The 12,366-nt window shown below is 58.6% G+C and carries 18 protein-coding genes; 4 read left to right on the top strand and 14 right to left on the bottom strand.

Annotation, left to right across the window (positions count from 1 at the left end; all coding sequences use genetic code 11):
• Window positions 1–10 precede the first annotated feature (10 nt).
• A complete protein-coding gene (locus CK911_RS07630) occupies window positions 11–217 on the bottom strand; it encodes a YaeP family protein (protein ID WP_042023783.1) in 207 nt (68 codons plus the stop codon).
• 132 nt (window positions 218–349) lie between these two features.
• On the opposite strand from CK911_RS07630, the gene CK911_RS07625 reads away from it, so the two are divergent.
• Complete coding sequence (locus CK911_RS07625; protein WP_098969522.1) at window positions 350–967, top strand: riboflavin synthase subunit alpha; 618 nt, start codon at window positions 350–352, stop codon at window positions 965–967.
• Between the two features lie 151 nt (window positions 968–1,118).
• Here CK911_RS07625 and CK911_RS07620 read toward each other — a convergent pair whose 3' ends face one another.
• From CK911_RS07620 to CK911_RS07605, 4 genes are all read right to left on the bottom strand, one after another.
• Window positions 1,119–1,322, bottom strand: a complete 204-nt coding sequence (locus tag CK911_RS07620) for a CPXCG motif-containing cysteine-rich protein (RefSeq protein ID WP_042023780.1) — start codon at window positions 1,320–1,322, stop codon at window positions 1,119–1,121.
• A gap of 272 nt (window positions 1,323–1,594) precedes the next feature.
• Complete coding sequence (gene hxpB / locus CK911_RS07615; RefSeq protein WP_098969521.1) at window positions 1,595–2,254, bottom strand: hexitol phosphatase HxpB; 660 nt, start codon at window positions 2,252–2,254, stop codon at window positions 1,595–1,597.
• A 127-nt stretch (window positions 2,255–2,381) separates the two neighbouring features.
• On the bottom strand, window positions 2,382–3,560 hold the full coding sequence (gene purT, locus CK911_RS07610) for a formate-dependent phosphoribosylglycinamide formyltransferase (protein ID WP_098969520.1): 1,179 nt from the start codon (window positions 3,558–3,560) through the stop codon (window positions 2,382–2,384).
• A gap of 97 nt (window positions 3,561–3,657) precedes the next feature.
• Window positions 3,658–4,548 carry a DMT family transporter gene (locus CK911_RS07605; RefSeq protein ID WP_172953982.1) on the bottom strand — a complete coding sequence of 297 codons (891 nt, stop codon included), beginning with the start codon at window positions 4,546–4,548 and terminating at the stop codon, window positions 3,658–3,660.
• Between the two features lie 225 nt (window positions 4,549–4,773).
• On the opposite strand from CK911_RS07605, the gene CK911_RS07600 reads away from it, so the two are divergent.
• Entirely contained in the window at window positions 4,774–5,361 is a 588-nt protein-coding gene (locus CK911_RS07600; RefSeq protein WP_042023770.1) for an FMN-dependent NADH-azoreductase, read from the top strand.
• A gap of 169 nt (window positions 5,362–5,530) precedes the next feature.
• On the opposite strand, the gene CK911_RS07595 is transcribed toward CK911_RS07600, so the two are convergent.
• From CK911_RS07595 to CK911_RS07580, 4 genes are all read right to left on the bottom strand, one after another.
• Window positions 5,531–5,710 (bottom strand): hypothetical protein, encoded by a 180-nt coding sequence (locus tag CK911_RS07595; protein ID WP_098969517.1) that lies wholly within the window; start codon window positions 5,708–5,710, stop codon window positions 5,531–5,533.
• Between the two features lie 166 nt (window positions 5,711–5,876).
• Window positions 5,877–6,065, bottom strand: coding sequence for a DUF4250 domain-containing protein (locus CK911_RS07590; RefSeq protein ID WP_042023764.1), 189 nt, complete (start codon window positions 6,063–6,065; stop codon window positions 5,877–5,879).
• A 2-nt stretch (window positions 6,066–6,067) separates the two neighbouring features.
• A complete protein-coding gene (locus CK911_RS07585; RefSeq protein ID WP_042023762.1) occupies window positions 6,068–6,532 on the bottom strand; it encodes a MarR family winged helix-turn-helix transcriptional regulator in 465 nt (154 codons plus the stop codon).
• A gap of 170 nt (window positions 6,533–6,702) precedes the next feature.
• Window positions 6,703–7,917, bottom strand: coding sequence for a UPF0149 family protein (locus CK911_RS07580; protein WP_098969515.1), 1,215 nt, complete (start codon window positions 7,915–7,917; stop codon window positions 6,703–6,705).
• 214 nt (window positions 7,918–8,131) lie between these two features.
• Here CK911_RS07580 and CK911_RS07575 point away from each other — a divergent pair, with 214 nt between their 5' ends.
• The gene (locus tag CK911_RS07575) at window positions 8,132–9,028 is read left to right on the top strand and encodes a S1 RNA-binding domain-containing protein (RefSeq protein ID WP_098972530.1); all 897 of its coding nucleotides are present in this window, start codon (window positions 8,132–8,134) and stop codon (window positions 9,026–9,028) included.
• A gap of 1 nt (window position 9,029) precedes the next feature.
• Entirely contained in the window at window positions 9,030–9,341 is a 312-nt protein-coding gene (locus tag CK911_RS07570; RefSeq protein ID WP_098969514.1) for a DUF1289 domain-containing protein, read from the top strand.
• 47 nt (window positions 9,342–9,388) lie between these two features.
• Here the strand turns inward: CK911_RS07570 and CK911_RS07565 are convergent, their stop codons facing one another.
• From CK911_RS07565 to minD, 5 genes are all read right to left on the bottom strand, one after another.
• The gene (locus CK911_RS07565; protein ID WP_098969513.1) at window positions 9,389–9,712 is read right to left on the bottom strand and encodes an HI1450 family dsDNA-mimic protein; all 324 of its coding nucleotides are present in this window, start codon (window positions 9,710–9,712) and stop codon (window positions 9,389–9,391) included.
• Between the two features lie 266 nt (window positions 9,713–9,978).
• Window positions 9,979–10,770: a monofunctional biosynthetic peptidoglycan transglycosylase gene (gene mtgA, locus CK911_RS07560; RefSeq protein WP_172953981.1), complete on the bottom strand. Its 792-nt coding sequence runs from the start codon at window positions 10,768–10,770 to the stop codon at window positions 9,979–9,981.
• Entirely contained in the window at window positions 10,755–11,081 is a 327-nt protein-coding gene (locus CK911_RS07555; RefSeq protein ID WP_172953980.1) for an HI1450 family dsDNA-mimic protein, read from the bottom strand. Before CK911_RS07555 ends, mtgA begins: the two co-directional genes overlap by 16 nt.
• A gap of 195 nt (window positions 11,082–11,276) precedes the next feature.
• The gene (gene minE / locus CK911_RS07550) at window positions 11,277–11,543 is read right to left on the bottom strand and encodes a cell division topological specificity factor MinE (protein WP_042023747.1); all 267 of its coding nucleotides are present in this window, start codon (window positions 11,541–11,543) and stop codon (window positions 11,277–11,279) included.
• 2 nt (window positions 11,544–11,545) lie between these two features.
• Entirely contained in the window at window positions 11,546–12,358 is an 813-nt protein-coding gene (minD, locus tag CK911_RS07545) for a septum site-determining protein MinD (RefSeq protein ID WP_042023745.1), read from the bottom strand.
• Between the last annotated feature and the right edge of the window lie 8 nt (window positions 12,359–12,366).

Here is a 12,366-nt window from a genome sequence, read left to right as displayed (position 1 = left end):
GAGGGCAGGATCAGGCGTCTTCGTGATCGCTGATCAGCAGGTTGGCAGCGGCATAGGCGGCTTGTTCACGGAGATCTGCGGGCACCCGCTCGTCGGCGGCAACCGCATTGAGGGCGCGGATGGTGGCGGCAATGGCATTAGGAACATAGCCCTGCTCACCGGAGCCAATCTGGTTATAGGCGATGCGGATCGCTTCGCAACATTGATATACCTGCATTTCTTTTTCCTTGTTAACCCTGATTTGAACGGCGTCACTATAACGATCGAGCGCAAGCTTGTCAGCCTGTACCCTTGTCTCACCCTCTGCCCGAGGTTAACCTGCCCTTTTTGCCGTAGCAGGAGACGAGAGATGTTCACTGGCATAGTGCAGGGGACCGCCGAACTGGTGGCCATCGAGGAGCAATCCAACTTCCGTACCCATGTGATCCGCATGCCTAACCCGGCGTGGGGGGAAGGGTTGGCCCTGGGTGCCTCGGTTGCCCACAACGGCTGCTGCTTGACCGTCACCCGGGTCGAGGGGGATCTGGTCAGCTTCGATCTGATGCAGGAGACCCTGCGCCTCACCAACCTTGGCTTGTTGCAGGTGGGGGACAAGGTCAATGTGGAGCGGGCTGCCCGCTTTGGCGACGAGATCGGCGGTCACGCCATGTCTGGCCATATCATCGGCATGGCAGAGGTCACTGGTATGATCGACACCCCCAACAACCGTCAGGTGTGGTATCGCCTTGCCCCCACGCTGATGAAATATGTGCTGACCAAGGGATACATCGGTATTGACGGTATCAGTCTGACTATCGGCGAGGTGCGCGAGGGTGAGTTTTGCGTTCACCTTATTCCCGAGACCCTGGCCCGCACCAACCTCGGTTGGGTCAAGGCTGGCTGGCAGACCAATATCGAGATCGATCCTCAGACCCAGGCCATTGTCGATACGGTAGAACGGGTGTTGGCGGCCCGAGCAGACGCATAACGCTCACTGCGATTGTGGTTATCACGCAAACAACAAGGGCCTGCACCATGCAGGCCCTTGTTGATTTTTAGGCTTGTTCAATTGCCTCTAACAGCCGCTCGGCGGGTTATGCCCACAACTAAACAGTTGCTCGGCTGGTTATGACTCGCAACTAAAACAGTTGCTCGTCGTCGGCATCCACAAACAGTTGCAGGCAGTCGCGGACTTCGTCGCGGTGAAGCCGCAGGTGGATGGGGTTGCAACAGGCCATGCAATCCTCATAGAACTCTTGATCACCCTGGCTGGCATCCAGCTCGACCCGGGTATGGTGGCCGCAGTGGGGGCAGACGATGCGCTTGCTGGTGTACTCGATCATGATAACCTCCTCGGGCCTTGGGGCCGCTTATCTACCCTGATTCTAGTCGGGCTGAAGAGAGTTAACCGCGAGCAAACGCACGTTTATGACAGAGATCAAACCAGAGCGATGGCAAGGCCCAACCGGTTGGGCGGGTCGTTCGCGAGAGGGGCCATCTGGTTGCGGAACTCGGGTGGCAAGAGGGGGATTGCCAACGGTTGCTTGGCAATAGCAGGGGGCTGGATGCCCCCCGCGAGTAGAAGAAAGCGTGCGTAACGGGGCGCCGAGAGGCGTTACTTGGCCCAGCTGGCCAGCATTTCAGCATTGAGTTCGGCAAGCGAGCCTAGCTGGTAGTTGGCGATGGCAAGGCGTGGGTCGCCGACTAAAGCAGGATCCGGCACGATCAGCGCTGTCATTGAGGCCGCCTTGGCCGCCAGCAGGCCGGTAAAGCTGTCTTCGATGGCCAGACAGTGCACCGGCTCAACCCCCAGCTTTTCGGCAGCATGGATATAGACATCCGGATGCGGCTTGCCGAAACGCTCGATTTCAGCGGAGTGGACCGCCATAAAGCGATCGCGGATGCCGAGTTTGCCGAGCACCGCCTCTACCATGGCAAACGGGGAGGAGGTCGCCAGACCCACTTTCAGCCCGCGCGCCTCGATAAGGTCGAGTGCCTCCAACACGCCTGCTTTGGCTTGACCTTCGGAGAGGATCAGGGCGTTGACCCGATCCAGAATGCGCTGCACCACCTCTTCCTGGGTCGGGCCGCTCCACGGGCGCAGCCGATACCAGTGGGCGACCAGCTGATCGATGCGCACGCCTATGGTCGATTCACAGTCCTCGACCGTGTGGGGGTGACCCAGCTCTGAGAAGACGGCGATCTGGGCCTGTTGCCAAAAGGGTTCCGAGTCGATCAGAACACCATCCATATCGAAGATCACGGCAGCTAACATCTTGTACTCCTGACAAATTTGAAGAGGGGATTATAAGCCTGACGGGCAAATGCAAAAGGGGCATTGCCATGCCCCTTGCGCCCGATCACATCGGCAAACGTTTGTTTTGCTGTGGCAAAAAAAGCCCTTAGAAAACAACCTCTACCTTGGCAGCGACCGCTTTGGCTTGTTCCACCGCATCCGGGCAATCCTGCGCGCGGGCCAGTGCCACGCCCAGACGACGGCGACCGGCGATCTCCGGTTTGCCAAACAGCCGCAGCTGGGCACCCGGTACCAGCGCCAATGCCTCGCCAATCCCCTGATAGCGGATATTCTGGCTGTGCCCTTCGCGCAGCACCACGGCAGAGGCACTCGGCCCGTACTGGGTGATGGTGCCGACCGGCAGCCCCAGAATGGCACGCACGTGCAGGGCGAACTCGGAGAGATCCTGGGAAATCAGGGTCACCATGCCGGTATCGTGGGGGCGGGGGGAGACTTCGCTGAACCACACCTCATCGCCCTTGATAAAGAGCTCGACCCCGAACAGGCCGTAACCACCGAGGGCCTCGACCACCTTGGCGGCCACCTCTTTGGATCGGGCCAGCGCCAGCTCGCTCATCACCTGCGGCTGCCAGGATTCGCGGTAGTCGCCATCTTCCTGACGGTGGCCGATCGGCTCGCAGAAGTGAATGCCATCGACGGCGCGTACCGTGAGCAGGGTGATCTCGTACTCGAAGGGGACGAAGCCTTCGACGATCACCTTGCCGCGACCGGCGCGGCCACCCTCTTGGGCGTAGGTCCAGCTGTCATCCAGCTTGGCGAGATCGCGCAACACGCTCTGCCCCTTGCCGGACGAGCTCATCACAGGTTTCACCACGCAGGGCAGGCCGATGGCCCCGACGGCGGCGACAAACTCCTCCTTGCTCTGGGCGAAGCGGTAGGGGGAGGTGGGCAGCCCCAGAGTCTCGGCGGCGAGGCGACGGATCCCTTCCCGGTTCATGGTGAGCTGGGTAGCGCGGGCGTTGGGCACTACCTTGACCCCTTCTTGCTCAAGGGCGGCCAGGGTATCGGTGGCGATCGCTTCAATCTCGGGGATGATAAGGTCGGGTTTGACCTCGGCAACCAGGGCACGTAGGGCGTTGCCATCGAGCATGTCCAGCACATGGGCTTTGTGCGCCACTTGCATGGCGGGGGCATTGGGGTAGCGGTCGGCGGCGATCACTTCGATGCCGAACCGTTGCAACTCGATGGCGACCTCCTTGCCAAGTTCGCCGGAGCCCAGCAGCAGGGCACGGGTGGCGCCGGGGCGGGTTGCGGTTCCAAACATACGATCTCTCCTGATGTCGATGGTCACTGTTGATGGCCGCTATTGCACAGGTGATTGCGGGAATAGCGGGCAAAAAAAGAGGCACGCATGGCGTACCTCAGGAAACGGATTTGTGAGCGCGCTGCTCCAGATGGGTCAGCAAGGTAATGGCGCCAATGATAATGGCGGCGCCCAGCCACAGACGGCCGGGGGGCGCCCAGCCAAATACCAGCCAGCCCGCCAGCACGTTCATTGGCAGCTTGGCAAAATCGAAAGGCTGCACGAAGGAGGCCTCCGCCACGCTGTAAGCGCGCGCGATGGACATCTGGGCCAGCGCCGTCAGCACGCCGGAGGCTGCCACCAGCAGCCATTGGCTCTCGCTCGGCCACTGCCATTCCGGCAGGGCCAGCATGACGTTGAATGGGGTACTGAAGATCAGCAGGTAGACCACTATGGTGTGGGATGATTCATTGGCCGCCTGATAGCGCACCATCAGGGAGTAACCGGCCCAGAACAGCGCCGCCGCTACCGGCAACAGGGAGGCCCAGTTGAACTCGTCGGTCCAGGGGGCGAGGATCACCATGGCGCCGGCAAAGCCCGCCAGAGTGGCCAGAATGCGGGCGCGGCTCACCTGCTCCTTGAGCAGCAGGGCAGAGCCCAAGGTGGCAAACAGCGGTGAGGTCATCAGCAGGGCGATCCCCTGCCAGATGGGGACGGGGAACGCCAGTGCCCAGAGCCAGAGCTGGATGCCGATCACCGCCAGCAGCACCCGCAACAGGTGCAACCGGAACTGATTGGTCATCAGGGATTGGCGCAAGCCATGACGAACCAGCCAGGGCAACAGGCAGATCAGGGCGATCAGGTATTGATGGAAGGCGACCTGGGTAGAGGCAAGGCCGAGTTTGAAGCTGACATACTGGCTCAGACTGTTGACGGCGGCGAAGCAGAGTCCTGCCACCATCATCCAGACTGCACCGGCCAAAGGAGAGTGCCTGCGCGAGGGTATCATGGGATCCTGGTCGCTGGAAAAAGTGCGGCGGATCATAACGGCAATCGTTTGTTCTGCCAAGGGTTGAAGCGCGGTCGCGGGGCTGGCTGGCGAGGAAGTGGCCTTGCATCAAAAATTTTGAACAAGTTGAGCATCTATTTTCGCTATCAGCAAATAAGCACAATGTTTAGAGTGACCTCCATCGACAGCCAAGCTGTTCAACCGACAACCAAATGGAGTTTCACCATGGCCAATATCCTCGTACTCAAATCCAGCATCCTGGGTCAATATTCCCAATCCAACGCCCTGATCGACGGTTTCCTCACCCAGCATCAGAGCGATACCGTGACCGTGCGGGATCTGGCCGCCCTCAACCTGCCGGTGCTGGATGGCGAGCTGGCCTCCGGCCTGCGCGGTGGTGACAACCTTAATGAGCGTCAACTGGCGGTGATCGCCCAGTCCGACGAGCTGATCGCCGAACTGAAAGCGAGCGACCTGGTGGTGATTGCGGCCCCCATGTACAACTTCAACATCCCGACCCAGCTAAAAAACTGGATCGATCTGGTGGCTCGCGCCGGTGTTACCTTCCGTTATACCGAGACGGGCCCAGTCGGCATGGTTGAACACACCCGCGCGCTGGTGATCAGTCCGCGCGGCGGCATGCACGTTGGCAGCGCCACCGATCTGGTGACTCCTTACATGCGTACCGTGTTGGGCTTTATTGGCATCAAAGAGGTGGATTTCATCTACGCCGAAGGGATGGGGATGGGGCCGGATGCCCAGAGCAAGGGGATGGAAGCGGCCAAGGCGCAGCTAGAAACCCTGGCTATCTAAGGGTTCTCTATCGAGCCAGGGGCTTTCTCTTCAGGGTTTGCCCCGCCAGATACCATAACGCAGCCTTCAGGCTGCGTTTGTTTTTTGGCTCGACGTTATTGCGACAGACGTTACTGCTCTAGAGTGTATCGCGGCAAGCAGGATCGTCTAAAAGAGGCTGGCGGAGTCATTACTCCATCATAAAGCGGCGACAACCGCGCAAGAGCAACAGCGCCACCGCGACCAGCAGGCCCAGCATCAGCGTAGTCAACCACTGTTCAGTACTTTGCGGCAAATGTGGCGTGAAGAGGCTGATCATCATCAGGGCGCAGAGCGTGATCAACAGGCTCTGGCGGGTCATCAATATCATGGGGTCATCCTTGCGTTGTTCACCTGAAATCAATCTAGCGCCCTCTTGTGACAGAGTGATGTATCCGTACATCACCTCTTGTTCGGGGCTTGTCAGACCATATCAGTTTTTTACCGCAGAGCCAGCGCCATGGTTGGCGCTGTGATCCCGATCCCGCAACCTACCCTTATCTGAACTGTTTCTGCGTTGGCTGGTAGTGAAAATCGCCGCTGGCGAGCCGCGCTTCCAGCGCAGCCTGATCTATCTCCTGCGCCTTGCAGAGATCATCCAGATCGTCATAGCGATCACGCAGCTGCATATTGACCAAGCTCAGCAGCATGTTGACGTCCATGGTGGCGAATTTTTTCAAATCCATGATTACTTCTCCCGATCCAGCGATTGAAGCTGCTCGATGGCAGCGCTGACGCTGTGCAGATGCTGGCGGATCGCCTCGCGGGATTCGCTCGGCAGATAGTCGGTCAGGGTATGTTGCCAGCTACCGGCTTCGCTCTTGAGCTGCAGGAAGAGGGCGAGACCGGCGTTGGTGAGGGAGACCAGACTGATCCGTTTGTCCTGCGCGCTGCTCTCGGTGAAGATGATCCCTTTTTCGACCAGCCGGCGGATCTCGCGGGAGATCCGCACCTTGTCCATGCCACTCGCCTCGACCAGCTCTTTCTGGCTGATGGGGTAGTTGGGGCCAAGCACCATCATCAGGCGCCACTGCGGTACGGTCAGCTGGTAACGCTGTTCATAAAACTGTTCGAAGGTATCCCGTAGCATCTCGGCGGCATGAACCAACTGATAGGGCGGGTAGTGAGCGAGTAACGCTATGATTTTTGACATATTACACCCTGCTGTGACGGCTGCATCAGATGCAGTTTCTTTTGATACTTTGACATTGATGATACGAAACTCAAGCTGATTTGTCTGACCCGGTTGCGATGAAATGTGCGGTGGCGCACGCCATCAAGGAAAAACCGGGTCTGACCGGCGGGTTTTTAAGCCATCACTGTTCAGCCTTTGCGCAACCAAATCAGGGCACTCTGGGTGAGCCAGGCCTCGCGGGTGTGCAGGGCGTAGAGCGCGGCCTCGTCGCGGCTGCCCGCTTGCCAGCTTTCGGGATCCTGTTTGGGTAGCTTGCGTTGGCCCAGCAGGCAGGCAGGAATGTGTGGATTAGCCTCGATGGCCGCCAGCAGATGGGGCTTGGCGGCCTCGGCTCCTTCGGTTGCAAAGACCATCAGCGCCTTGTTGTAGAGCAGCCAGCTGGAGGCTTCATCGAAGCGTACCAGCAGGGCGGCCAGTGCCAGCCAATCCCCTTGCAATGCGTAAAGGGAGGATAGGTTGTAGCGACAGCCCAGCTCATCGGCCACACAAAGGGCCAGCAGATCCAGATACTCCGCTTTGGCTTCACCCAGCTTGCCAAGGCGCAGCAGGCAGTCGGCGCGTCCGGCGCGGGCGGCCAGCAGAGGGCGCAGCTCGGGGGCACTCCAGCCGTGGCCAGCATTCTGCTGCCAGAAGGCCTGGTCAAACAGCGGTGTGGCATCGGCGATGATCTTCTCGAACCAGCCAAGGCGGGCTTGATGATCGCGGCAACGGTCGGCCAGTTCGAACCATTGCTGCCACTGCTGGGCCTGTTCGCTGCTCATCGCCACACTGGTGCTGGGGGCTGGCTGATACTGGTCGATATTAAGTAACTGATTAAGCGTGGTTTTCATATTCTGACGCTGGCGTTTGCAAAACTCGACAAAGGGGAGCTCGCTGGCGGCAGCGCTATAGAGCATCTGGGCCATGGGTTTATCACGAAACAGACAGAGCTCGGCGGCCAGGCTGAATCGGTATTGGGTAGTCAGGTCGTTCAAATCCTTCGGCTTGGGCCAGGTGGCAAAGCCCTGGCTGAAACCGTAGCACCACTGACCGAGGGGATGGCTCTGTTCGAACACCTGCTCCGGGTTGTCGCTGGGCAGTCGGCACTGGCTGGGCAGGGCCAGCTGGGCGTCATCAGCCTGCGCTTCCAGTTCGGCAATCAGGTGGCGCAGCGCCTCGGCACTTTTTTCATCCAGCTCGGCATCCTGTTCCAGCAAGCCAATCAGCGGATGTTGCCAGTCAGGGCTATGTGGCCCCACCAGACGGGCACAAAGAAAACCGTGCAGGGCCGGGTAGGTCATGTCCTGATCGCTATGGCTCTGGATCCATTGATTAAGCTGGCGGGTGCGAGTGGATGGGGTCATCGACAGTTCCTCTGAATTTGAACAGCCGCGAAGTCTACCTAAAAATGGGGTTATTTACAGTAAATGGGCACCTGGTTGGCGATTTAGTCACCACAAATGGCTGGCGTCGCGACGAAAAGGAGTGGATGCAGTGGCTGGGGGACTAGGCCAGATCACCGCTCTTGAGGTAACATGCGCGCCCATAGGGGCCATGTTCAATTGGTCCATCCGGGTAATGAAAAAAGAGAGCTCCATGATGCAGATTGGCAAGATGAACACCCTCACCGTCGTTGAACTTGAAGACCGTGGTGCCTGGCTGGCAGCCGGTGAGTACGGTGAACTGCTGCTGCCTAAACGCCAATTGCCAGAAGGGATCAAAGCAGAGGATACCGTACAGGTATTTCTCTATCTGGATGCCGATTGTGAACCGGTGATCACCACTGACAAGCCGTTTGCCATGGTGGACGAATTTGCTGGCCTGAAGGTGGTCAATGCCAACAAGATCGGGGCTTTCCTCGACTGGGGCATGAAAAAGGATCTGTTCGTGCCCAGCCGCGAGCAGAACAAACCGATGCAGGTGGGGCATGTCTATCTGGTGCGTCTGCAGCTTGATAACGAAGGGCGCATGGTGGGCACCAGCCGCATCGAGCGTTTCCTGACCCCGGCCGGCAGCAACTTCAAGGTCGGTGACGAAGTGACCGCGCTGCCGGGGGAGCACTCACCCCTTGGTATCAAGGTGATCGTCAACGGTCAATATCCCGGCATGCTGTTCAAGAATGAAGTGTTTGGCCGGGTGATGACAGGTCGCCCGCAAACTGCCTGGGTCAAGCAGGTGCGCGAAGATGGCAAGCTGGATCTGACCCTGCAAAAGCCGGGTCTGGCCCGGTTGGATGATGCTGGCGAGCGTATTCTGATCCGGATGAAAAAGCAGGGCGGCAGTTTGGCGGTGGGTGACAAGAGCGAGCCAGAACTCATCTACAAGCTGCTGGGCATCAGCAAGGGCACCTTCAAGAAGGCGATCGGCGGCCTCTACAAGCAGGGCAAGATTGTCATCGAAGATAATGCCATCACCCTCACCGACGCGGGTGCAGCGCAAGTGCAAGCAGGCGAACAGGCTCAGGACAGCGAATAAGATGCCAAGCCCCTGTGTTGGCCTCTGCAAGGCGAAGGATGGGCTTTGCCTTGGTTGTGGCCGCACCCTGACCGAGATCGGCCACTGGTCGGCAATGGATAGCAAGGCCCAGTTGGCAGTGATGGCCGAGCTGGGTGGCTCGAAAAGCACCCACCGCTGCCCGGGTTGTGGCGAACCGGCCTATTGCGCCGTCTCTGCCGGTCAGAGTATCGAACAGTGCTGGTGCAGTCACTTGTCAGCCCTGCCGATCAACGAAGCCAGCACCTGCTGGTGCCGTCGCTGCCTGGCCAAGGCTATTGCCGCTCAATCCTGAGCGGGAGAGGGCAATCTGAAACGAGAAAGGCGCCCGAGGCGCCTTTCTTATGGTTGCTGCTGGCGATGCCAGCGCACATGCACCTTATCTTCGGTTTGCAGCCGGGGCAGCAGGAAGGTGGCGAAGATCACCTCAAACTCATCCTGATGATCCAGCAAACCAACCCACACTTCGACCCAGCGCTCCATATCGACCGGCTCACCGAGATCTGCTGACCAGTCGGCATTGGGCAGGGTCGCTTCCACGGCGCCACGCTGCTCAAACTCCAGGGTGATATCGACTATTTGCTCAGGGGCCAGCATATCGGCGGCCTGCTCCAGAAACAGATCATAGGCCCATTCGACCAGCTGATCCGGGGTACGTTGTTCCATGAAATCACTCCAGATACATCGGGGTGCGCTACTGTAGCAATTATTGGCGATGGCAGCCAGACCAGTGCGTCAGCCTGTCAAAGTCGCTGTGGTCGGCGTATGGTTACTACTCGGTTCAGCGAAGGGGGCGAGGGGATGAAACAGCGGGTGCGGCGGCAGCAGATCAAACGGCGCAGGGAGACCTGGTGGTGGCACTATCTTCCACTCCATAGAGGGATGGTGGGAGGGCATTTGGGCCCACCAGGACGATCCGATGAGTCTGACGATTAATCGGCCTGATGCACCCGATTGAGGGTGATCTGGCCCAGTTGTCCCATCTGGCGGCGGATCCAGACCGAGCGCTTCTGCACATAGGGTGAAGGGGGCTTGATCCGATAGCGCCACGGATTGGGCAGTACCGCCGCCAGCAGCGATGATTCGTAACGGGTCAACCGGCTGGCCGGTTTGCCAAAGTAGGTGCGGGCGGCGGCTTCGGCGCCATAGATGCCGGGGCCGAACTCCACGATATTGAGATAGACCTCCAGAATACGGGCCTTGTCCCAGCCCAGCTCCATCAACAGGGTAAACCAGGCCTCCAGCCCCTTGCGCAGGAAGCTGCGATCACTCCACATAAAGAGATTTTTTGCCGTTTGCTGGCTGAGGGTGCTGGCACCGCGTACCCGTTCGCTGCGCTGGTTATGTTTGAATGCGGCGCTGATGGCATTCATATCAAAGCCGTTATGGTCGGCAAAACGCTGATCTTCTGCGGCGATCACCGCCAGCTGCAGCTCTTTGGATATGGACGCCAGATCGACCCACTCATGGCGAACCTGGGTGATTTTGGCGGGCGGAAACATTGCCCGCTCGATGCGCCAGCTCCACATCGGTGGATCGATAAAGCGCAGCAAGGCGACCGAACCGACCGAGCAGAGCAGCCCGGTCAGCGCAATTTTGCCTGCCCACCTCAGCACCCGACGGCCGAGCGATGCAGATGCGCGCACGGGGGCCACGGAGTCAGGGGCTGACCCCCACTGATAGTGGCTGGGATCATCGGGATCCGGAATTATTGGGGCAGCCATTCGATGTGGCAGAACTTTTCATCAACACGGCGGGAGAGCAGCATGCGGGCAAACAGGTGCTCGTACTCTTGTTCTTCATTGCCAAGGCCGACCCAGATCTCGGCATAGTCGGTGTCGCTCACCGCAAAACCCACGTCTGCTTCCCAGTCATCTGCCGGGTCTGTTTCAGCCAGCAGGCCGCGGTCGTTGAACTCCTGATTAAAACGGGCGATCTCCTGCTCTGGCAGATTATCGGAGGCCAGCTCCATAAAAAGTTCGAGAGCGGTGTCGAGCAGCTCTTCGACGCTGTGCATTTCGTCATTCAAAGGCATAAACGGTCGGTTCCAAAAAAGAGAAGAAGGTGCCTGCACTGACCCATGCCAGTGGGGGCGGCGCTATTCTAGCGATCACTGGCCACCTTGGCGAGGTGAGGTGAATCGCTGTGGCTGTTTGAGCAAATAAAAAACCGGATCCTGGTTAAGGATCCGGTCTTTATTGGGGAACTGGGTTACGCATAGGGCGTCAGCTTATCCCTTTTTGTCATCAGCGAAGGTGATATTAAGCTCCAGCACTGACAGCTCATCACTCTTCTGATCCAGTTGGACGGTGATCTTCTCCGGATCAATGTTGACGTATTTACGAATGACATCAAGGATGTCCTGCTTGAGCTGGGGCAGGTAATCCGGCCCCCCTCTGGATGAACGCTCGTGAGCAACAATGATCTGCAACCGCTCTTTGGCCATCTGTGCGGTATTCGGTTTCTTGCTGGAACGAAAATAATCCAATAATGACATGATTAACTCCCGAACAGTCGGCTAAAGAAGCCCTTCTTTTCTTCTTCCAGAAAACGAAATTCTTTGGCATCACCCAGCAAACGGGAAACCGCATCTTCGTATGCTTTGCCTGCGTCAGATTCCTTGTCCAGGATGACAGGCTCGCCAGAGTTGGAGGCCCGCAGTACCGCTTGGGACTCGGGGATCACCCCAAGTAACGGGATCGCCAAGATCTCCTGCACATCCTGCACGCTCAGCATATCACCACGGTTAACGCGGGTCGGGCAGTAACGGGTTAGCAGCAGGTGCTCCTTGATGGGATCCTCGCCACGTTCAGCGCGACGGGACTTGGAGGCCAAGATGCCAAGGATGCGGTCCGAGTCACGCACGGAAGAGACTTCCGGGTTGGTGGTCACGATCGCTTCGTCGGCAAAATAGAGCGCCATCAGCGCACCGGCCTCGATCCCTGCCGGGGAGTCACAGACGATGTAATCGAACTTCATCTCGGCCAGTTGATCCAGGATCTTTTCAACCCCTTCACGGGTGAGGGCATCTTTATCGCGGGTCTGGGAGGCGGGCAGGATAAACAGATTTTCCGAGCGTTTATCCTTGATCAGTGCCTGATTGAGGTTTGCTTCCCCGTTGATGACATTGACAAAGTCATACACCACGCGCCGTTCGCAGCCCATGATGAGATCCAGATTTCTCAGACCGATGTCAAAATCAATGACCACAGTCTTGTGACCGCGCTGGGCTAAACCGGTGCTCAGGGCCGCACTGGTTGTGGTCTTGCCAACGCCACCTTTACCCGATGTAACGACTATGATTCGCGCCATTCTCGCTT

This window comes from Aeromonas sp. CU5, assembly GCF_002586745.1.
GTDB classification, from domain to species: Bacteria; Pseudomonadota; Gammaproteobacteria; order Enterobacterales; family Aeromonadaceae; genus Aeromonas; species Aeromonas sobria.
Note: the sequence above shows the minus strand (reverse complement) of the source record. Positions and strands in the feature narration are given on the sequence as shown.